The 20,364-nt window shown below is 52.4% G+C and carries 17 protein-coding genes, 1 tRNA gene and 1 pseudogene; 11 read left to right on the top strand and 8 right to left on the bottom strand.

Features of this window, described 5'->3' with window-relative positions:
- Positions 1 to 165: 165 nt before the first annotated feature.
- Positions 166 to 589 (bottom strand): annotated as a pseudogene (locus O1Q98_RS06290) (DoxX family protein).
- A gap of 342 nt (positions 590 to 931) precedes the next feature.
- Here O1Q98_RS06290 and ppiB point away from each other — a divergent pair.
- From ppiB to O1Q98_RS06260, 6 genes are all read left to right on the top strand, one after another.
- Positions 932 to 1,426, top strand: coding sequence for a peptidylprolyl isomerase B (ppiB, locus tag O1Q98_RS06285; protein ID WP_125260228.1), 495 nt, complete (start codon positions 932 to 934; stop codon positions 1,424 to 1,426).
- A 9-nt stretch (positions 1,427 to 1,435) separates the two neighbouring features.
- Positions 1,436 to 2,212: a UDP-2,3-diacylglucosamine diphosphatase gene (lpxH, locus tag O1Q98_RS06280; protein WP_125260229.1), complete on the top strand. Its 777-nt coding sequence runs from the start codon at positions 1,436 to 1,438 to the stop codon at positions 2,210 to 2,212.
- 210 nt (positions 2,213 to 2,422) lie between these two features.
- On the top strand, positions 2,423 to 2,932 hold the full coding sequence (gene purE, locus O1Q98_RS06275) for a 5-(carboxyamino)imidazole ribonucleotide mutase (RefSeq protein ID WP_125260230.1): 510 nt from the start codon (positions 2,423 to 2,425) through the stop codon (positions 2,930 to 2,932).
- A complete protein-coding gene (gene purK / locus O1Q98_RS06270; RefSeq protein WP_125260231.1) occupies positions 2,929 to 3,999 on the top strand; it encodes a 5-(carboxyamino)imidazole ribonucleotide synthase in 1,071 nt (356 codons plus the stop codon). Before purE ends, purK begins: the two co-directional genes overlap by 4 nt.
- A gap of 659 nt (positions 4,000 to 4,658) precedes the next feature.
- Entirely contained in the window at positions 4,659 to 5,942 is a 1,284-nt protein-coding gene (locus O1Q98_RS06265) for an HAAAP family serine/threonine permease (protein WP_125260232.1), read from the top strand.
- Positions 5,943 to 6,000: 58 nt separating this feature from the next.
- Positions 6,001 to 7,371: an L-serine ammonia-lyase gene (locus O1Q98_RS06260; RefSeq protein ID WP_125260233.1), complete on the top strand. Its 1,371-nt coding sequence runs from the start codon at positions 6,001 to 6,003 to the stop codon at positions 7,369 to 7,371.
- Between the two features lie 101 nt (positions 7,372 to 7,472).
- On the opposite strand, the gene O1Q98_RS06255 is transcribed toward O1Q98_RS06260, so the two are convergent.
- The 5 genes from O1Q98_RS06255 to O1Q98_RS06235 form a co-directional block, all read right to left on the bottom strand.
- Positions 7,473 to 7,922 carry a helix-turn-helix domain-containing protein gene (locus O1Q98_RS06255; protein WP_125260234.1) on the bottom strand — a complete coding sequence of 150 codons (450 nt, stop codon included), beginning with the start codon at positions 7,920 to 7,922 and terminating at the stop codon, positions 7,473 to 7,475.
- A gap of 217 nt (positions 7,923 to 8,139) precedes the next feature.
- Positions 8,140 to 8,706, bottom strand: a complete 567-nt coding sequence (locus O1Q98_RS06250) for a YolA family protein (RefSeq protein WP_125260235.1) — start codon at positions 8,704 to 8,706, stop codon at positions 8,140 to 8,142.
- A 222-nt stretch (positions 8,707 to 8,928) separates the two neighbouring features.
- Entirely contained in the window at positions 8,929 to 9,738 is an 810-nt protein-coding gene (gene pstB, locus O1Q98_RS06245; RefSeq protein WP_125260236.1) for a phosphate ABC transporter ATP-binding protein PstB, read from the bottom strand.
- Positions 9,739 to 9,839: 101 nt separating this feature from the next.
- Complete coding sequence (gene pstA / locus O1Q98_RS06240) at positions 9,840 to 11,486, bottom strand: phosphate ABC transporter permease PstA (protein WP_125260237.1); 1,647 nt, start codon at positions 11,484 to 11,486, stop codon at positions 9,840 to 9,842.
- Entirely contained in the window at positions 11,483 to 13,654 is a 2,172-nt protein-coding gene (locus O1Q98_RS06235) for an ABC transporter permease subunit (protein ID WP_125260238.1), read from the bottom strand. The genes pstA and O1Q98_RS06235 overlap by 4 nt, the downstream gene beginning before the upstream one ends.
- A gap of 272 nt (positions 13,655 to 13,926) precedes the next feature.
- Here O1Q98_RS06235 and ppk1 point away from each other — a divergent pair, with 272 nt between their 5' ends.
- The 3 genes from ppk1 (at position 13,927) to O1Q98_RS06220 (ending at position 17,961) form a co-directional block, all read left to right on the top strand.
- On the top strand, positions 13,927 to 15,996 hold the full coding sequence (ppk1, locus tag O1Q98_RS06230; RefSeq protein ID WP_125260239.1) for a polyphosphate kinase 1: 2,070 nt from the start codon (positions 13,927 to 13,929) through the stop codon (positions 15,994 to 15,996).
- A gap of 4 nt (positions 15,997 to 16,000) precedes the next feature.
- Positions 16,001 to 17,530 carry an exopolyphosphatase gene (gene ppx / locus O1Q98_RS06225; protein ID WP_125260240.1) on the top strand — a complete coding sequence of 510 codons (1,530 nt, stop codon included), beginning with the start codon at positions 16,001 to 16,003 and terminating at the stop codon, positions 17,528 to 17,530.
- A gap of 212 nt (positions 17,531 to 17,742) precedes the next feature.
- Positions 17,743 to 17,961, top strand: coding sequence for a YfgG family protein (locus tag O1Q98_RS06220; RefSeq protein ID WP_125260241.1), 219 nt, complete (start codon positions 17,743 to 17,745; stop codon positions 17,959 to 17,961).
- 160 nt (positions 17,962 to 18,121) lie between these two features.
- Here the strand turns inward: O1Q98_RS06220 and O1Q98_RS06215 are convergent, their stop codons facing one another.
- Positions 18,122 to 18,550, bottom strand: a complete 429-nt coding sequence (locus O1Q98_RS06215) for a universal stress protein (RefSeq protein ID WP_125260242.1) — start codon at positions 18,548 to 18,550, stop codon at positions 18,122 to 18,124.
- Between the two features lie 212 nt (positions 18,551 to 18,762).
- On the opposite strand from O1Q98_RS06215, the gene O1Q98_RS06210 reads away from it, so the two are divergent.
- On the top strand, positions 18,763 to 19,128 hold the full coding sequence (locus O1Q98_RS06210; protein WP_125260243.1) for a DUF4186 domain-containing protein: 366 nt from the start codon (positions 18,763 to 18,765) through the stop codon (positions 19,126 to 19,128).
- 108 nt (positions 19,129 to 19,236) lie between these two features.
- On the opposite strand, the gene O1Q98_RS06205 is transcribed toward O1Q98_RS06210, so the two are convergent.
- Positions 19,237 to 19,324 (bottom strand) — tRNA-Ser (locus tag O1Q98_RS06205).
- 227 nt (positions 19,325 to 19,551) lie between these two features.
- Here O1Q98_RS06205 and yccA point away from each other — a divergent pair.
- Positions 19,552 to 20,220 carry an FtsH protease modulator YccA gene (gene yccA, locus O1Q98_RS06200; RefSeq protein ID WP_125260244.1) on the top strand — a complete coding sequence of 223 codons (669 nt, stop codon included), beginning with the start codon at positions 19,552 to 19,554 and terminating at the stop codon, positions 20,218 to 20,220.
- The last annotated feature ends 144 nt before the right edge of the window (positions 20,221 to 20,364 follow it).

Raw genomic sequence — 20,364 nt, 5'->3', positions numbered from 1 at the left:
AGTGCTTATCCGGTTTTCGGATCCAGCTGCGTATTGAAACCTGAACCCTGCGCTATTGCAAGCAAACGAACCGATTATTCGGCCATCATCGGCTATTCGTCATGCCATTGACGTAAACGTAAAAACCCGGCAATTGCCGGGTTTTTCATCGAGAGAGACGCCGTTTTAGCGCCAGCGCGGATTACTCATCACAGAGTATTTACCGCTGCCCAGCAGAGCAATGGCAATACCCGCAAAGAAATACACCGCAACACCCTCAATGCCCCAGGCACCGGTTTGTATCCAGCGTGAAAATCGCTTCAGGATGCGCCAACAGGAAGGCGACCAGCATGGTAAAGGAGAAAGACAGTGCCGCCGGGCGAGTCAGAATCCCCAGAATCATCAGAACCGGTGTAATCACCTCACCGACAAACACGCCATAGGCGATAAACCCCGGCAAGCCATGAGCAGCCAGCATTCCTTGAATAGCGCCGACACCTGCGATGAGTTTATGAACACCGTGAAACAACATCAGAATACTGAATGCCAGTCGCAAAACCAGCTTGCCGCCGTCCGGGTTGTCTAACAGCTGATTAATCCGGTCTAACATAATTTACCTACCTGTATAGTGAATATTGAATGAACAGTGCGTTAACGAGAGTGACTATCAACCGCAGTTAGAATAAATTTAGAAAGTAAAAAAACCTATCGAAATGAAAGCAATTATTGATTTAACGCAATAAAAATGTATTTCAAATAAATTCAAGTAAATAGATATATTTAAAGAGTAAATTTGAAATAAAATCGCCTGTCGCTAACAGCGAACGACCTCCCCCACCTCCCCCATGCTGACTCAACCATTCACTTATGTTATAAGAGCGCTCTTGGCGGCTTCGCGCCTCGGTGAACATCACTCATTATTCTGTGTATTGGCTTACAGTAAGGTTCATTTATGATTACGTTTCATACCAACCACGGCGACATCGTGATTAACACGTTTGCGGATAAAGCACCGCTTACTGTAGAAAACTTTTTGAACTACTGCCGCAGCGGTTTTTACGACAACACCATTTTCCACCGTGTTATCAACGGCTTCATGATTCAGGGCGGCGGTTTTGAACCGGGCATGAAACAGAAAGACACTCAGGCTCCCGTCAAGAACGAAGCGAACAATGGTCTGGCAAACAATCGCGGCACGCTGGCAATGGCGCGTACCGCCGATCCACACTCAGCAACGGCTCAGTTCTTCATCAACGTCGTGGATAATGATTTCCTGAATTTCAAATCAGAAAGCATGAACGGCTGGGGTTACTGCGTATTTGCCGAAGTGGTAGAAGGCCTGGATGTGGTTGACAAAATCAAGGCTGTGGCAACCGGTCGTAGCGGCATGCACCAGGATGTGCCGAAAGAAGATGTGGTTGTCACCCATGTCACCGTTAGCGAGTAATTCGGTTGCATGACCACGCTATTTATTAGCGATCTGCATCTTAGCGAACATGAACCGGCGATCACCGCCGGTTTTCTGCGTTTTCTGCGTGAAGACGCACCGGGCGCCGACGCGCTGTATATTCTCGGCGATCTGTTCGACGCCTGGATAGGCGACGACGATCCGGCCGAACTGCACCGCACCGTCGCCAACGCGCTACATGACCTGACACAACGCGGTACCCCTTGCTACTTTGTCCATGGCAATCGGGACTTTTTACTCGGTAAGCACTTCGCCCGTCGCAGCGGTTTACAGCTATTGCCGACGGAAACCGTGATAACCCTGTATGGCCGCCGCACGCTGTTAATGCACGGCGACACGCTGTGTACTGACGATCAGGCTTATCAACGCTTTCGCCGTAAAGTTCATAACCCGTTGATTCAATTTATTTTCAGGCTGTTACCCCTGTCATTGCGTCTGGGCATAGCCGCCCGCATGCGCGCAGCCAGCCAGCAGGCGAATCAACACAAGCCCATGGCAATCATGGATGTGAACGATGCGGAGGTGATAGCGCGCTTACAGCACCATCATGCGACATTACTTATCCACGGCCACACCCATCGCCCGGCCATTCACCACGTTGATGTTAATGTTAATGTTAATGTTAATGTTAATGTTAATGTTGATGGCGCAGGCCTCACCGCCGAACGAGCCGTGCTGGGCGCCTGGCATCACCAGGGGTCGGTTTTACAGGTCAATCACGCCGGGCTTCAGCTCACGACTTTCCCACTGGCATCGAAGATTTAGCGCATTTTTTACCGAAAGAAGCCCTTTTCATCGCTACGCAACCGTTTTCCTCCCCTCTGGGTCATGGTATGCTCTACGCCCTCGCGACCTGTGGCTTGGCTGGCAGGTCGCCGTTGCGCCACGCAAGACCGCATCACGTACGATGAGCGCCTCGTCCTATCGTCGTTGATCAATCACCATCGTCATGCAGACCACAGGAGCACTACAGGCATGTCATCCAACGCTGCCCCGGCGAAAATCGCTATTGTTATGGGTTCAAAGAGTGACTGGGCCACTATGCAGTTTGCCGCAGACATTCTTACGACGCTAAACCTGCCTTATCATGTCGAAGTCGTCTCCGCACACCGTACACCGGATAAACTGTTTCGCTTTGCTGAACAGGCTGATGAAAACGGCTTTGATGTCATTATCGCTGGCGCTGGCGGCGCGGCACACCTGCCGGGCATGCTGGCAGCGAAAACCTTGGTGCCGGTGCTGGGTGTACCGGTGCAAAGCGCGGCATTAAGCGGCGTTGACAGCCTTTACTCGATAGTCCAAATGCCGCGCGGTATTCCGGTCGGTACATTGGCTATCGGTAAAGCCGGTGCAGCCAACGCGGCCCTGCTGGCCGCACAGATTCTGGCGCGCCATGACCGCGACCTGGCCACGCGCCTTGCTGCCTGGCGTCAGGCACAAACCGACGAAGTGCTCACGCATCCAGACCCGAGGGAAGAAGCATGAAACCGGTTTGTGTGTTGGGCAACGGCCAGCTAGGTCGTATGTTACGTCAGGCCGGTGAACCGCTCGGTATTGCGGTTTACCCCGTCGGGCTGGATGCCGAGCCGGAGTCAGTTCCGGTAGCGCACAGCATTATCACCGCTGAAATCGAGCGTTGGCCTGAAACCGCATTAACCCGCCAACTGGCGCAGCACGCGGCCTTCGTCAACCGCGATATCTTCCCGCGACTGGCCGATCGCTATAGCCAAAAACAGCTGCTGGATACGCTCAATCTGGCGACCGCGCCCTGGCAGTTACTGGCATCGGCATCAGAGTGGCCTCCGGTGTTTGCCGCGCTTGGCGAGCTGGCCATCGTGAAACGCCGCGTCGGGGGTTATGATGGGCGCGGCCAGTGGCGTATCCGCCCCGGTGAAGAACACAGCCTGCCTGCCGACTGTTACGGTGAGTGCATTGTTGAGCAGGGGATCGCGTTTTCTGGCGAAGTCTCGCTGGTTGGCGCACGCAGCGCCCAGGGCCAGTGCGTGTTCTATCCACTGACCCATAACCTGCATGAAGACGGCATTCTGCGCACCAGCGTGGCGCTGCCTGAGCCGGATAGCGCTTTACAGCAGCAGGCCGAACAGATGCTGTCAGCCATCATGAATCACCTCAATTACGTCGGTGTGATGGCGATGGAGTGTTTTGTGGTTGGCGATAGTCTGCTTATCAATGAACTGGCTCCCCGGGTACACAATAGCGGCCACTGGACGCAAAACGGCGCGTCCATCAGCCAGTTCGAACTGCACCTGCGGGCGATTCTCGACCTGCCGCTGCCTGCGCCTGTGGTTGCCAGCCCATCTGTGATGGTGAACCTGATTGGGACTGAGCTAAATCTCGAATGGTTAACGCTGCCCTTGATTCACCTGCACTGGTATGAAAAAGAGGTGCGGGCGGGGCGCAAAGTCGGCCACCTGAACCTGAATCACCCGGATAAGGCCGCGTTACGTGCCACACTCAAGCAACTGGCCCCCCTGTTGCCAGCGGTGTATCAGTCTGGCCTGGCCTGGGCCGCAACGCATCTGGACGATTAACCCTCGCCCTTTCCTCGGGCAGCTCGCCTGCCCGATTATTACCCGCCAGATATGCCACTGCATGGCGTTTTTCTTTATGTGATCAATGATGTTACACCCTAAATAATTCGAGTTGCGGGAAGGCGACGACGCAGCGAATCCCCAGGAGCTTACTCAAGTCAGTGACCGGGGTGAGCGAGGAAAGGCAACGCACCTGCAACGTGAAGTATGACGGGTATATAAATGTTCTTATACTACCTTCGTGAGTGTTAATCTCCCTTTTTATTGCCACGCCATTCTATGAATTTATTTTCTCCATGAATCAGTTGTGCTGTTTTTTCCACAGGCGTATTTTATTTATCAAATAGAATATTTCCTCTCATCATTTATTCCATGCCTTAAATTAACGCATCAAAAAAGATACCACTGATAGATAAATTATTTAAAGCATCAATAGTGATATTTTATTTTTTCTGGTATAATGATAAAATATTTTACTTCCGTTCATTTCTGTGATCGCCTCACTATTATTCCCCAATGTTCAGGATATAAAATGCCGCCACAATAAACATGACAACAATTCACATGATGTCTTGTGTGGCACCTGCGAATTATCTCTGTATTGGTCTGTGGCCGGTACGGTATTTTTTATACTCTGTGTTCACCTAGGAGAAACATTCATGAGCACAATCCAAGATAGCAGCCAGGTACTGGAGCAAAGTTCAGGCTGGCGTAAAACAGATACCGTCTGGATGCTTGGTCTTTATGGCACAGCAATTGGCGCTGGTGTATTATTTCTACCCATCAATGCCGGTATCGGTGGCTTAATTCCTTTAATTATCATGGCAATAATTGCTTTCCCGATGACGTATTTCTCTCATCGCGCATTATGCCGTTTTGTCTTATCCGGTAAGAAAAACGGTGAAGATATTACCGAAGTCGTTGAGGAACATTTTGGTACAGGTGCGGGAAAATTAATCACGCTGCTTTATTTCTTCGCGATTTACCCTATTCTGCTGGTTTACAGCGTCGCCATCACTAATACGGTTGATAGTTTCATTACTCATCAATTGCATTTACCCTCGCCGCCTCGCGCCATTTTGTCTTTAGTTCTTATTCTTGGCCTGATGTTTATTGTACGCTTCGGCGAGGCCATGATTGTAAAAGCCATGAGTGTATTAGTTTATCCATTTGTGGCCGTATTAATGATGCTGGCGTTGTATTTAGTTCCGCATTGGAACACAACGGTTTTTCATAATATTTCGCTGACAAACAGCACCACCGGTAATGGCTTGCTGGCGACCTTATGGCTGGCTATCCCGGTGATGGTTTTCTCCTTTAACCACTCTCCGATTATTTCCTCATTTGCTGTCGCTAAACGCCGTGAATATGGTGAAAATGCCGAGAAAAAATGCTCTCGCATTCTGGCTTGTAGCCACATTATGATGGTGCTGACCGTGATGTTCTTTGTGTTCAGCTGTGTACTCGCGCTTTCTCCGTCTGATTTGATGGAAGCCAAATCACAGAACATTTCCATCCTTTCTTATCTGGCAAACCATTTTAACAACCCGGTGATGGGCTATATGGCTCCGGTCATCGCGACTATCGCCATTTCCAAATCCTTCCTTGGTCACTATCTGGGTGCCGGGGAAGGTCTTAACGGCATGATGATAAAAATGCTGCGCAGCCGGGGTAAAACCGTTCCGGTAGCCAGGCTGAACCGCATTACCGCGCTGTTTATGCTGCTGACCACATGGCTGGTTGCCACGCTGAACCCAAGCATTTTAGGCATGATAGAAACACTGGGCGGCCCGGTTATTGCGTGCCTGCTGTTCCTGATGCCGATGTACGCCATTCGTAAAGTACCGGCTATGCGTCAATACAGCGGCGCACTGAGTAATGTGTTTGTCACCCTGCTGGGCCTGATTGCCATCACCGCGATTGTCTACACCCTGTTCGAGTAATCTCTGTTTGTCTTTGGTGCAGGCGCTTGCCGCCTGCACTATCTGAAAGGAACCCCCTATGGTCAGCGTATTTGATATTTTCAAAATTGGTATCGGCCCTTCCAGCTCCCATACCGTTGGCCCGATGAAAGCTGGCAATATGTTCACCGACGATTTGCTCAAGCAATCCCTGATGCCGTTGGTCGATAGCCTTGTTGTTGATGTTTATGGCTCGCTGGCACTGACAGGAAAAGGCCACCATACCGATATCGCCATTATCATGGGGCTGGCAGGCAACCTGCCCGATAGCGTAGATATCGATGCTATTCCGGCATTTATTCAGCAGGTACAGCACTCTCAGCGTCTGCCGTTATTGAATGGCCGTTATGAGGTCAACTTTCCGCTGGAGCACGCACTGCGTTTTCAACCAGAAAATCTGCCGCTGCACGAAAACGGTATGACGATCAGCGCACTTGATGCCGACCAGAAGGTTGTGTATAGCAAAACCTACTATTCGATTGGTGGCGGCTTTGTCGTTGATCAGGAACATTTTGGCCAGAATATGACGCAAGAAGAGCAAGCGCCCTGGCCATTCTATTCAGCCCGACAGTTGTTGCAGCACTGTCATGATAACTGCCTGTCGCTCTCGGCCGTGGTCATGAAAAACGAAATCGCCATGCATGGCCGCGACGCGCTTGAAGCCTACTTCTCGACCGTCTGGCAAACCATGCAGAGCGCCATACACCGGGGGATGAACACCGAAGGCGTGTTGCCCGGCCCCCTGCGTGTGCCGCGCCGTGCTTCTGCGCTCCATCGTCTGCTGTTTACCAATGGCCGTTTTTCTAATGACCCGATGGATGCGATGGATTGGGTCAACATGTTTGCGATGGCGGTTTCTGAAGAGAACGCCGCTGGGGGCCGGGTCGTGACTGCGCCAACAAACGGCGCCTGCGGCATTATTCCTGCGGTACTGGCCTACTACGACCGTTTTATTCAGCCGGTCACGCCGGATACCTGCCTGCGTTACTTTTTAGCGGCGGGGGCCATTGGCGTCCTGTTTAAAACCAATGCCTCGATTTCCGGTGCGGAAGTGGGCTGCCAGGGTGAAGTGGGCGTGGCCTGTTCCATGGCGGCCGCCGGCCTTGCCGAACTGCTTGGCGCTAACCCGGAACAAGTGTGTATTGCCGCAGAAATCGGCATGGAGCATAACCTGGGTCTCACCTGCGATCCGGTAGCGGGTCAGGTGCAAGTGCCCTGTATTGAGCGAAATGCGATTGCCTCGGTCAAAGCGATTAACGCCGCCCGTATGGCAATTCGCCGCGCCAGCGAGCCGCGCGTCTCGCTGGATAAAGTGATTGAAACCATGTACGAAACCGGCAAAGACATGAATGCGAAGTACCGTGAAACGTCTCGCGGCGGGCTGGCAATCAAAGTAGTGCAGTGCGAATAAAGCAGTGCAGTGCGCATAAGGGCGGCGACCCGTCCACCATCACACAGACGCCGGGGTAATACCCGGCGTTTTTTCATCTCGAATCACGGCCTAATCAAGACCTACTTGGGCAGTTTTTTCTCATTGTCCGGCCATGACCAGATAAGGTTGTTTTCTGCGGCCGACACATACCAGTCAAGTGCGCTGGCAACCGGCTTTGGCATCGTATCAGAGAGTGCGACGGCGGGTGCGGCAGGCGTCTCGCCGGTTTTTTTACGAATGCGCACCGGTGGACGCGGTTGCCCGCCGTTTAACCGGGCATGGAAATTCTCCACTTCCGTATCAAACAAAACGCCTTCCAACTGGTGCAACCGATTTAACCCACGCAGAATAGCCAGCAGGCTGCTAAGAGTGATGGATTCGCCCATTTCAGCGCGTTTGATGGTGGCAATACCAAGGCCTGCCCGCTCGGCCAAATCCACCTGTGATAACCGTTGCTGAATGCGGGCATCTTTAATGCGCCGACACAGCTCGGTGATAATGTCGCCTTCGCTCATGGTGCTGAATCTCATAATGCCTACCGCCATATGCGTGAATAAAAACAGTGGCTATTTTATCACCTCAAAGATAAATCTCACGGATAATTAATGACGCTCGTTAATTATTTTGATCCAACACATAAAATATCGTCACACACATTGCTGAACGTGCTGTCAGTTCGTAAGTTTTAGTCAATGCATCTGCGGTGTGAAAAACACAGGCAGCGCTAACGCCGCCTGTGGAAATGCCTTACTGAATATTGAGCGAGGTACTCAATGTACGGTTAGGGAAATTAATTGACGTTGATTGATAACGGAATACCACCGATGACAAATTGTCAGCATTGAAATAAGCCATCCAGCCAGAAACGATAGTACCTGCCGGGCAGCTTTCAGTATAACGGCCATTCACGATACACACCGCACTCACCTGATACGGGCTGGTTTGCCCACCGTTGACCCAGCCAATACGATTGCCCCCGTACCCCGTTTCCAGCACCGCAATACGCAATATACCGCCGGTGTAACCGCTCAACGAGAAGGTGCCTGACGGCACGGCCTGCCAGCCGCCTTTTTGTGCCGAATAGACTGAATAGACACGCACCGAACTTAATGCCGGGGCCGGGGCGCGCAGCGGGCCGTGTTCAACAGCTGTCGTATTCTGTTCTGAACGCGCATACAGCGGGTTATCAGCCAACGGCGAGTCGAGCGCCGTGATGACGGTCTGCACTGGCTCCTCAACAGATTGTGCATAAGCCGGTGACAGTACCGCGACAACCATGCCCAGAGTAAAACCTATTTTTGTAGATATTCTCATCCTGAGTTATTCCATTAAAATATGCAGCCTATTGCTGCAAAAAATAGCTTAGTCCAAACTAAAAAAATCGCATAAAAAAATAAAAATAAAAAACAAGCATCAAGAATAATAAACAAAAAGAAAAATGAAATAATTACAACGCAAACCATAAAAAACAAAAAACGAATTAATAAACCAAGGTTAATATTAAAACCCCCGCAATACAGTTGCGGAGATTTTTAATTAGCCAAACCGCCCGGTAATATAATCCTCTGTTCGGCGTTCTGCCGGAGCGGTAAATAAACGGTCTGTCTCGTTATATTCAATTAACCGCCCATGATGAATAAACGCCGTATAATCAGAGACTCGCGCAGCTTGCTGCATATTATGCGTCACCAAAACCAGCGTAAAACGATGTTTGAGCGCGCCCATCAGTTCTTCGATGACCAGTGTGGAAATAGGGTCGAGCGCCGAGGTTGGTTCATCTAACAACAGCACCTCCGGTTCAATGGCAATCGCTCTGGCAATCACCAGCCGCTGTTGTTGGCCACTGGAGAGCGTCAGCGCGTTATCTCCCAGCCGGTCTTTAACCTCATGCCATAACGCCGCCGCTCGCAACGCGCTTTCCACCGTTTCATCCAACAAACGCCGCGCTTTCACTCCTTGCAGGCGCAAACCATAAATCACATTTTCATAGATAGATTTAGGAAACGGATTGGGGCGCTGGAACACCATCCCCACACGCCGACGCAATGTAGAAACGTCAAGCGCCGGGTCGTTAATGCGCATGCCCTGCAACCGGATATCCCCCTCGATGCGGCAATGGTCAACCAGGTCATTCATGCGATTAAAACAGCGCAGCAGTGTTGACTTACCACACCCTGACGGGCCGATTAACGCCGTCACCCGGTGTTTAGGAATACGTAAGGAGATGTCGCACAGCGCCTGTTTATCGCCGTAATACAAATTTAACCCCTCCACCGCAAGCGCGGTATGCTCATCCGGCAGGTGATGAACATCCATCACTGGCTGTGGTTCTCGTGGTTTCAGCATGCCCTTATCTCTCTATTGTCCGGTTTCATCCTATTGTCCGGTTTCATCGCTCCGGTTTCCTCTGTCTGGTTTCAGCGCCCGGTTATCCCATTGGCGCTTAATCAGAGCGACATTGCCCGATATTTTTCACGCAACACGTGACGAATGCCGATCGCCGCCAAATTCAGCGCCACGACGATAAGCACCAGCAGCAACGCCGTGATGTACACCAACGGGCGGGCGGCTTCCACATCCGGGCTCTGAAAAGCCAGATCATAGATCTGAAACCCTAAATGCATAAATTTTCGCTCCAAATGGAGGTAGGGGAACGCGGCATCCACCGGCAGCGCAGGCACTGATTTCACCACGCCAACCAGCATCAACGGGGCCGTCTCTCCCGCCGCACGCGCAATCGCCAGTATCAATCCGGTCATCATTGAGGGCACGGCCATTGGCAGCACCACACGCCAGAGCGTCTCCGCGCGCGTCGCTCCCAGCGCCAGTGAGCCATGTCGCAACGCCAGAGGAATGCGTGATAACCCCTCTTCGGTTGATACAATCACCACCGGTAACGTCAGCAGGGCCAACGTTAACGACGCCCACAGCAATCCAGGCGTCCCCAACGTTGGGCTCGGCAACGATTGGGCATAAAACCATTGATCCAGCGTGCCGCCAACCAAATAGACAAAGAAGCCTAAACCGAAGACCCCGTAAACAATCGATGGCACCCCCGCCAGATTCGCCACCGCAATTCGAACCCAGCGGGTCAGGCTGTTATTATCAGCATATTCATGCAGGTACACCGCTGCTACCACGCCAAGCGGCATCACGATGACCGACATCAGCATGACCAGCAGCACCGTGCCGAAAATGGCCGGAAACAGTTGCCCGGGGCTACTGTCGTCTGGCGCAAAACGCGTCAGCATCGTCACCAGCACATCGGCGGCCTGACGCGCTTTCTCTGTCATGGATAACTGGTTGGGATACCAGGCTCGTTCAATCATGCTGACCGGGATGACATGCTTGCCCCCCTGCGCATCGCGCAACACCAGCGCCGTGCGGTTGATATCCGCATTCAGCGCCAGTAATTGCTGGTTAAGCACATCAAACTGGTGCTCAAGTTCGCTGCGCCCAGCCTTCAGCCGAGCCTGCGCCTGAGAGTCCAGCCGATGCTCGCGCTGTAATCGCACTTCTTGCTGGCGTAAGTCATCAAAACGCGCATTTAACCGGCTCATGTCGTTAATGCGCATCTCTTGCGCCTGGGCCATCCATTCATGCACCCGCACAATGCGTTGCTGTAAAACGGCGGATAAATTCTCCGACACCAGCGGTTGCCCGTCTTCTGTCATGCCATCAAGATAGCCATAGGCCATGCCATTGGTTGCGCGGCGCACCGCGAGTACCTCTATCGGCTGGCGCATGTCGGTAATGGTGTGCGAGAGAAATGACTGAAAACTTTGGCCATACAGCTCACGAAAGCCCGTCTTCATCAGATAGCGCGTTGCACCGTCTGGCGGCGCATGGGCTATACCTGCATCCAGCAATTGCTGGTGAGTCAATGGGTAGGCGTCGTAACGCTCACCCAGCCACGCACGTTCACTGCCTTGCCTATCGCTCTGAGTCAGCAACCACACCGGTTGCGGCCACAGGTAACGGGCGCTCTGGCTTATCAACAGGCTGAAAACCGCAGCTATCGCCACCAGACTAAAGGTAATGGCCGATGCGGTTAACCACACCCAGGGCGTCCCTGTCGCCAGCCAGCGCTTCATGACATCTCTCCTTCATCCCGATAGCGCCGCCGCAGGCGCTGGCGAATCACTTCTGCCAGTGAATTGACTAAAAAGGTAAACACAAACAGCACCAATGCGGCTAAAAACAACACGCGATAGTGAGCGCTGGCTATCGCTGCCTCCGGCATTTCAATAGCGATATTCGCCGCAAGCGATCGCAATCCTTGCAGCAGATTATTGTCAACCGCCGGTGTATTGCCGCTCGCCATCAACACAATCATGGTCTCGCCGACCGCGCGGCCAAAACTCAACATCAGCACCGCAAAAATCCCCGAGCTGGCCGATGGCAGCACCACCCGCCACAGTGTCTGCCAGGCGCTGGCCCCAAGCGCCAGTGAGCCCTGAGTCAATCGCGCAGGCACACTGAACAGAGCATCTTCAGCAAGGGAAAAGATAAGCGGGATCAGGGCAAAACCGAGTGCAATACCGGCCACCAGCGTATTACGCTGACTAAAATCCTCACCTAACCATTGCCACAGCGGTTGGCCAAGCACGCGTAACTCAAGCCATGGGCCAAGCCAGCCTGCCAGCGCCAACATCAGCACCATAGCGGGAATCAGCCATAGCGCATCCCACCCCGGGCGATGGCCGCGCCACCGTGACGGTAATTGCTCCAGTAACCAGCCGGCCCCCAGCACCATCGCGCCCCATAAAAAAGGGATCAGTAACAGGGCGCTCAGGTACGTCGCCATATAAGGCGCTAACCACAGCGCGGCAATTAAGCCAATCACCACCGTCGGCAAGGCTCCCATTATCTCCATCACCGGTTTTATCCAGCGACGCAGCGACGCAGACATAAAACAGGCCGTATAGATAGCGCCAGCCAATGCCAGCGGGGTGGCAAACACCATTGCGCACAATGCCGCTTTAAACGTTCCGGTCAATAAAGGAACCAGACTAAACTTGGCCTGATAACTGTCATCGGCGGCGGTCGGCTGCCATACGTAGTCGGGCGCCGGATAATTTTCATACCACAGCCGCTGCCATAATCCACGCCAGCCAAGCTCCGGGTAGGCATTATCAAGTTGATAAGGCTGTAAGGCCGTTGCCGTTTCCAGCAGCAATGCCCGCCCCTGCATTGAAAACGCGGCCGCCTGCGCACCGGCCGCCAGACGGGTATTTAACAATGCGTCAGCGGGTTTACTGGCAAACAGGGCAAAGCGGCCTTGGGCATCCAGCGTGGCAAACACCCGGCGGCGCGGCTCAAAAATCAACCGCGCATCGGGGGCCGCCGCCGCAAAAGCACGCGCCTGCCCCAGACGCGGCCCTTGCGCGCCGGGCATGGCAAACCACTGGCTGAGACGGCCATCGGCATCATGGAGCAGCAGTGAGTGGCCGCCTGCGAGTAAAGACAACGACCACGGTGCTCGTCCGTCAAGGGAAACGCTATCAACCACAGTAAGCCCTTGCTCACCGTGCTGCCACTGCGTGAGATGATTGCCGGACAGACTATACAGGGTGCGGCCATCCGGCGTCAGTTGCAGTTGCTCTATCGCCTCTGTAGCGGCAGTCTGCCAGAACGCCATTTCGCCACCGGCACTCAGGCGATAAAGGCGTAGTGTGCCGCCCTCTTCTGCACGCGCCAGCCATAACTCGTCGGACATCTCGGCCACCGCGAGCGGCAGTGAGCCAGATGAAGAGGAAAACGCCGCCGAGGGTGCAACGCCCAGCGCTTGCTCGCCAAACGGATAACGCCATTGCGGTGTGGCCTGCGCGGAGAGCGGCATTTCCGGGCGCACGACCTGAAATCGGCCATCGGCCAGAGCTAAAACGATAAGTGGGTGCTCACCTGCACTGACGGCGGCCTGTATCACCGGCGATGAGGTTAACCGCACCCGGCTGACCGTCTGGCCCCGCGCAAGCGCAATAAACTCGCCATAGCCGGAGGCCGTGATGCGGTAAGCCCATTGCGCGTTATCACTGATGCCTAACGTCCGCGTCGGCTCTTCGGCATTCACCGACACCGGCATTAGCGGGCGTATCGCGGGTGGCGAGAAGAGCGGCGCGACCACATACAGCAGGTAACAAAAAATGGCGAGCAGTGCGAGCAATACCAGCCAGGCGCTCGCCACCACCATCCGCCGCGTCAGACTATCCAGCCACACCCGTCGTTTATCCCGATACGCTAAATCGTCTGTGTTTGCCATGGGTAGCCGTTGTTCCTGCTCTATCGTGAAAGATCAGCCCCTGTGATGCGCCATCAAAGGGGGTGTAGAACGTCTTGCCTTGTGTTTCCAGACGGTTAACTATCAGGCCGACATTCAATTTACCGTCAATAACGGGGTAACATATGTTGCCTTTCCCCCCGTAATATGACAATGGTAAGTCGATACGCGCATTCGCTTTCACCGTCATGTGCGCGCCATAATAAATGTGGATAGTAGCTACACTTAAGTCAAAATAGTGTAACGGAGCGATAATGAGTCAGGACAAACTCTATATAGACAAAGAGTTGAGTTGGTTGTCTTTTAACGAACGCGTGTTACAGGAGGCCGCAGATAAAGCCAATCCATTAATCGAACGCATGCGGTTTCTCGGTATCTATTCCAACAACCTGGACGAATTCTACAAAGTCCGTTTTGCCGACCTCAAACGCCGTATCCTGATTAACGAAGAACAAGGCTCTGATGGCGCGCTGCGTCATCTGTTAAACAACATTCAGGCCCGCGTGCTGAAAACCGATCAGCTGTTTGACAATCTCTATAACGAGCTGCTGCTGGAGATGGCCCGCAACCAGATTTTCCTAGTCAATGAGCGTCAGGTTTCCCCTAACCAGCAAATCTGGCTACGCGACTATTTCCGGCAAAATCTGCGCCCCCATATCACCCCGATTCTCCTCTTACCGGAAACCAATCTGGTCGAGTTTCTAAAAGACGATTACACCTATCTGGCCGTTGAGATCATTCGTGGTGATAAAATCGATTATGCGCTGCTGGAAATCCCTTCCGATAAAGTGCCGCGCTTTGTTGACCTGCCACCGGAAGCGCCGCATAGACGCAAGACTATGATCCTCATCGACAATATCCTGCGCTATTGTCTGGACGATATCTTCCGTGGCTTTTTCGATTTCGATACGCTCAACGCCTACTCGATGAAAATGACCCGTGATGCCGAATACGATTTGGTCACGGAGATGGAGTCAAGCCTGCTGGAACTGATGTCATCCAGCCTGAAACAGCGTTTGACTGCCAAGCCGGTGCGTTTTGTTTATCAACGTGATATGCCGGATGCCATGGTGGAGTGCCTGCTGCACAAGCTTGGCATCTCATCCTATGATTCGGTCATTCCCGGCGGTCGTTACCACAATTTCAAAGACTTCATCGGTTTTCCCAATATTGGCCGGGCCAATCTGGTCAATAAACCGCTGCCGCGCTTGCGGCATCACTGGTTCAGCCAGTTTCGCAATGGGTTTGACGCCATTCGCCACCGCGATGTACTGCTCTATTACCCCTATCATACGTTCGAGCACGTTCTGGAGTTATTGCGTCAGGCCTCGTTTGACCCCAGCGTTTTATCGATAAAAATCAATATTTATCGTGTCGCGAAAGATTCACGCATCATCAATTCGATGATTCACGCCGCCCATAATGGCAAGAAAGTGACCGTGGTGGTGGAGTTGCAGGCGCGCTTTGATGAAGAAGCCAACATCCACTGGGCCAAGCGGCTAACGCAGGCTGGCGTGCATGTCATCTTTTCTGTGCCGGGGTTAAAAATCCATGCCAAACTGTTCCTTATCTCGCGTAGAGAGGGGGACAATGTGGTGCGTTATGCCCACATCGGCACGGGTAATTTCAATGAAAAAACCGCCCGACTGTATACTGACTACTCCTTGCTAACCGCCGATGAGCGTATTACCAACGAGGTACGGCGGGTATTCAACTTCATTGAAAACCCTTACCGACCGGTGAGCTTTGACCATTTGCTGGTTTCACCGCAAAACTCCCGCGACCGGTTGTATCAACTTATCGATAACGAAATTGATAACGCCCTTGCAGGCAAGGAAGCCAGAATCACGTTAAAAGTGAATAATTTGGTTGATAAAGGGTTGGTGGATAGGCTGTATGCCGCCTCGGGTGCCGGGGTGAAAATCAATCTATTAGTGCGCGGCATGTGCTCTCTGATTCCAGAACTTCCAGGGATCAGCGATAATATTCGCGTCATCAGTATTCTCGACCGCTACCTTGAGCACGATCGTGTCTATGTGTTCCACAATGGCGGTGATCATAAGGTCTTTCTTTCTTCCGCTGACTGGATGACGCGCAATATCGATTACCGTATTGAAGTCGCCGTGGAAGTGCTGGATCTTCGTCTGAAGGGAAGGGTGCTGGACATTCTGGATATCTTGTTCAGTGATACGGTAAAAGCCCGTGTGGTCGACAAGGAAATGAGCAATCGCTATGTCACCCGGGGTAATCGGCGCAAGGTTCGCGCCCAGACAGCCATCTATGACTATATCAAGGCGCTTGAGCAACCCGGAGAACAGGCCTGACCCAATGCCTTTAACAAACGAATATACCGAACAACCCCAGGAATTTGCCGCCATTGACCTGGGTTCAAACAGCTTTCACATGGTCGTCGCCCGTGTGGTGAACGGTGCGCTGCAAGTATTAAGCCGCCTGAAGCAACGCGTTCACCTCGCTGACGGTCTGGATAGCCAGAATTACTTAAGCGAGGAATCTATCCAGCGTGGGCTGGGTTGTCTGGCGCTCTTCGCCGAACGCTTGCAAGGTTTCCCGGCCACCAATGTGTCCATTGTCGGCACCCATGCGCTGCGTCAGGCGGCAAATGCACAGGATTTTTTACGCCGCGCGGCAAAAATCATTCCTTATCCCATTGAAATTATTTCCGGTCATGAAGAAGCACGCTTAATCTTCATGGGCGTAGAGCACACCCAACCGGAGAAAGGCCGCAAGTTGGTTATCGATATCGGCGGGGGCTCAACCGAGCTTGTCATCGGCGAGGATTTCGAGCCCATGCTCGTCGAAAGCCGCCGGATGGGATGCGTCAGCTTCGCCCAGCAATTTTTTCCTAATGGCGAGATAACCGAAGCCAATTTTCGTCGCGCGCGCCTGGCGGCGGCCCAAAAACTGGAAACGCTGGCCTGGGAATACCGTATCTACGGCTGGGATTACGCGCTGGGCGCTTCTGGCACCATTAAAGCGACCTGCGAAATTCTGGTCGCAATGGGAGAAAAAGACGGCTTTATTACACCCGAGCGGCTGGAAATGCTGCGTGAGCGTATTCTGCAATTCAAAAACTTTCGCGCGCTGAGTCTGCCGGGCCTGACGGAAGATCGTCAAACGGTGCTGGTGCCGGGTTTTGCCATTCTTTGTGGCGTGTTTGATGCGCTGGCCATCAAAGAACTCCGGTTATCAGACGGTGCCTTACGCGAAGGGGTGCTGTATGAAATGGAAGGACGCTTTCGCCATCAGGATATTCGTATTCGCACGGCACAAAGTCTGGCCAGCCATTACAACATTGACCGAGAACAGGCCAAGCGCGTTCGGGAAACCGCCGAGTTGCTTTACAACCAATGGGCACAGCAAAACGCGTCGCTGGTACACCCACAGTTAGAAGCGCTACTGAAATGGGCCGCCATGTTACATGAGGTCGGTTTAGGAATTAACCATAGTGGCATGCATCGCCATTCGGCCTACATTCTGCAAAACACCAATCTGCCGGGGTTTAATCAGGAACAACAACAGTTACTGGCCCTGATGGTGCGCCTGCACCGCAAAGCGGTCAGGCTGGAAGAGTTGCCGCGCTTTAACCTGTTTAAAAAGAAGCAGTATTTGCCGATGGTGCAATTACTGCGCCTGGCCACATTGCTAAACAATCAGCGCCAGGCAACGACCACGCCAAAAACGCTGCGTCTCGTTGCTGGCGAAAGTAGCTGGACGCTGTTTTTCCCTGCCGGTTTCTTTAACCAAAATACGCTGGTCTTGCTTGATTTGGAGCGGGAGCAGCAATATTGGGAGGATGTCAGCGGCTGGAAACTCGTTATCGAAGAGGAAGCGACCTAACCTGTAACATCCCGCCCGGTCGTACTGCCACAGGATGGCCGGGCACCGTTTTGATACCGATTTTTCTGTGCCGCTCGTCACATACTTCATACAAACCGCACATCCGGCCACATTGTTGTGCGCTTTTTTCCCCTGCCAGATTGACCCCTTCCCCCGCTTGTGCCTAAATAAAATACAGCGACTGTTCGCGAAACACGGAGAAACCACTGGTTATGACAACACTGACCCATAAACGACGCATTGCTTTACGTCAGCGACGACGGCCCGGTACGCGCATTGCTCGTACTGTATTGATGATAAGTTTTTTGATCCTGTTTGGCCGTTTCGCCTATTCCGCTATTGGCGCATTTTTCCACCACCAAAGCCAGTCATCGCCCCGCGTTGAGCAACCGGCTATCGTCGCACCGGTCGCTCCCCCGCAACGCGAATAGCCCGCCTCGGCTACTGCAAACACACCTCGCTCACACCACAAATCGGCGTGATTTGCATTAATGTGCCCAAACAACTTAATCAAAAGCACGTTACGGCGTTGCCTGCGCGATGGGTTATATCCAGCACAGTGCCAGTGGCAAAACCGCATCGTCTCCCGTCTTACCTCACCACCAATACCGAGGTTGGCGCATGACGAACGATCGCCGCTGCGTTCGATCCCAGCAGGTAGGTTTTTACATTAGGCCGACGTGAGCCAATCACTATCAAATCGGCGTCAATTTCCTTTGCCAGCGCGAGAACCTCGTCCCGGGGAATACCAAAGCTGATGCTGTGAGAGAGGCGTTCAGCGGGTAAATCGATGGTTTTCAGCAGTGCATGTAACCTGCCGTCCGCCTTGATAACCGCTTCATTCTCGAACTCTTTGATACCAAAAGAATAAGCCGACATAAACGCCGAAGCATCTGGAAGTACATGGAACAAATGCACCGTAGCCTGCGAGGGTTTAGCCAGCGCAACCGCATGTAATAACGCCTTTTGTGTCAGTTCCTCTTCTTCAATATCCACCGGGACTAAAATGGTGTTGTACATGATGACCTCCTTGCGTAATACGCATATTGCTATAGTCAAAGCGTAGTCCGTTTCGGTGTGCCAGGCGCCCGATTTTTACCCCGTTTGTGAGGTATATCGATATTCAAGTCACAATATTCGTAATAAAATACAATAAGTTATAAAAATATTGAATGGATGAGACAGCAAGCATAGTCTTAAACGTCATCACGTTCTATCAGGCTATTTCTGCTATGTCCGCCTTTGACTCGCTGTTTTCACGCTTATCGCGCTCTCGTTTTCGCCAGCGTTTTCAGTTAGGCGCAAAGGAGCGAGCATACTGTATTAACAAGGGCAAAGCGGTGATTGCAGCCCACGCCGCTGACTTTATTGCACAGCGCCTGATGCCTGCCACCCCCGTGAATGATGGTAAACAGACGCCCATGCGTGGGCATCCGGTTTTTATCGCCCAACACGCCACGGCCACTTGCTGTCGTCGCTGCCTGGAGAAATGGCACGGCATCCCACAGCACGCTGCATTAACCCTGAAACAGAAAGACTATATTGTGAATGTGATTCTGTATTGGCTGGAGCGTGAGCTGTCATCATCAGCACAATGATTCACTAGAAAGAGACTTGAAAGGCGACGTAGCGCTAGCCACAAACACAAGAGAGGAATATCGCGCATAAACGAAAGCGGGCCAGCATTTGCTGACCCGTTAGAATTTTGGCGGAGGAGTAGAGATTCGAACTCTAGAACGCTTTCGCGTCGCCGGTTTTCAAGACCGGTGCCTTCAACCACTCGGCCACTCCTCCGCAACGACGCGAACTATAAACAGTACGATGAATGTTGTAAAGCGCCATATTGCTCAACTGCCGCAAAAACAGCCAAAGTGCATGCAAGCGCGCACAAAACCATCATTTATGTCAAATTTTACGCTATATGATGAGTAAAGAAGGGTAAAACGGCTTTAATAACATATGGCAACTATCTATCTTTAAAATCACAACAATGGCCCCTAAATCACAGAGAGTCGTTATTTATGGATCGTATCATTACTTCTACCTCTACGCGCACAGGCGCCTCATCGCTACTGAGTAGTCACAAGGTTCTGCGTAATACCTATTTTCTGTTATCGATGACACTGGGGTTTTCCGCTGTCACCGCGACGCTCAGTACCCTGCTGAAGCTGCCTTCTCCTGGCTTAATTCTGACGTTGGTCGGCTTCTACGGTTTGATGTTTCTCACTTATCGTCTGGCCGAACGCCCTGCCGGTATTCTGGCGACGTTTGCCCTGACGGGCTTTATGGGATACACCCTTGGCCCGATGTTAAGTGCGCTTATCGCCGCAGGCGCTAGCGACATTATTATGCTGGCTCTTGGCGGCACCGCGCTGGTGTTCTTTTGTTGTTCCGCCTATGTGCTGACGACCCGCAAAGACATGTCTTTCCTGTCTGGCATGCTAATGGCCGGGTTTGTCGTGTTACTCGTTGCGACACTGGCAAACCTGTTCCTTAATCTGCCTGGCTTGCATCTGGCCATCAGTGCGATGTTTATTCTGTTTTCTGCCGGCGCGATTTTGTGGGAAACCAGCAATATTATTCATGGCGGTGAAACTAATTACATTCGTGCCACCGTTAGTTTGTATGTTTCCATCTACAATTTATTTGTCAGCTTATTGAGTCTGCTTGGCATGTCGCGCAGCGAATAGCACCACACCAACGCAGCAATAACGAATGCATGCAAAGGCACCTTGCGGTGCCTTTTTTCATTTTGCTTGCGCATCGCTTGCCAGATCACCCATTCCATTTGTTAAAATACCCGCCGACTAAACGCTAAGACGCATCACGTGGTA

The organism is Dickeya lacustris (genome assembly GCF_029635795.1).
Classification (GTDB): domain Bacteria; phylum Pseudomonadota; class Gammaproteobacteria; order Enterobacterales; family Enterobacteriaceae; genus Dickeya; species Dickeya lacustris.
The sequence above is the reverse complement of the archived record's forward strand: the minus strand, read 5'-3'. Positions and strand labels throughout refer to the sequence as shown.

Excerpts from the sequence above, each read along its gene's own strand:
- ppiB (WP_125260228.1), top strand. The coding sequence starts at position 932 with ATGATTACGTTTCATACCAACCACGGCGACATCGTGATTAACACGTTT.
- lpxH (WP_125260229.1), top strand. The coding sequence starts at position 1,436 with ATGACCACGCTATTTATTAGCGATCTGCATCTTAGCGAACATGAACCG.
- purE (WP_125260230.1), top strand. The coding sequence starts at position 2,423 with ATGTCATCCAACGCTGCCCCGGCGAAAATCGCTATTGTTATGGGTTCA.
- purK (WP_125260231.1), top strand. The coding sequence starts at position 2,929 with ATGAAACCGGTTTGTGTGTTGGGCAACGGCCAGCTAGGTCGTATGTTA.
- O1Q98_RS06265 (WP_125260232.1), top strand. The coding sequence starts at position 4,659 with ATGAGCACAATCCAAGATAGCAGCCAGGTACTGGAGCAAAGTTCAGGC.
- O1Q98_RS06260 (WP_125260233.1), top strand. The coding sequence starts at position 6,001 with ATGGTCAGCGTATTTGATATTTTCAAAATTGGTATCGGCCCTTCCAGC.
- O1Q98_RS06255 (WP_125260234.1), bottom strand. The coding sequence starts at position 7,922 with ATGAGATTCAGCACCATGAGCGAAGGCGACATTATCACCGAGCTGTGT.
- O1Q98_RS06250 (WP_125260235.1), bottom strand. The coding sequence starts at position 8,706 with ATGAGAATATCTACAAAAATAGGTTTTACTCTGGGCATGGTTGTCGCG.
- pstB (WP_125260236.1), bottom strand. The coding sequence starts at position 9,738 with ATGCTGAAACCACGAGAACCACAGCCAGTGATGGATGTTCATCACCTG.
- pstA (WP_125260237.1), bottom strand. The coding sequence starts at position 11,486 with ATGAAGCGCTGGCTGGCGACAGGGACGCCCTGGGTGTGGTTAACCGCA.
- O1Q98_RS06235 (WP_125260238.1), bottom strand. The coding sequence starts at position 13,654 with ATGGCAAACACAGACGATTTAGCGTATCGGGATAAACGACGGGTGTGG.
- ppk1 (WP_125260239.1), top strand. The coding sequence starts at position 13,927 with ATGAGTCAGGACAAACTCTATATAGACAAAGAGTTGAGTTGGTTGTCT.
- ppx (WP_125260240.1), top strand. The coding sequence starts at position 16,001 with ATGCCTTTAACAAACGAATATACCGAACAACCCCAGGAATTTGCCGCC.
- O1Q98_RS06220 (WP_125260241.1), top strand. The coding sequence starts at position 17,743 with ATGACAACACTGACCCATAAACGACGCATTGCTTTACGTCAGCGACGA.
- O1Q98_RS06215 (WP_125260242.1), bottom strand. The coding sequence starts at position 18,550 with ATGTACAACACCATTTTAGTCCCGGTGGATATTGAAGAAGAGGAACTG.
- O1Q98_RS06210 (WP_125260243.1), top strand. The coding sequence starts at position 18,763 with ATGTCCGCCTTTGACTCGCTGTTTTCACGCTTATCGCGCTCTCGTTTT.
- yccA (WP_125260244.1), top strand. The coding sequence starts at position 19,552 with ATGGATCGTATCATTACTTCTACCTCTACGCGCACAGGCGCCTCATCG.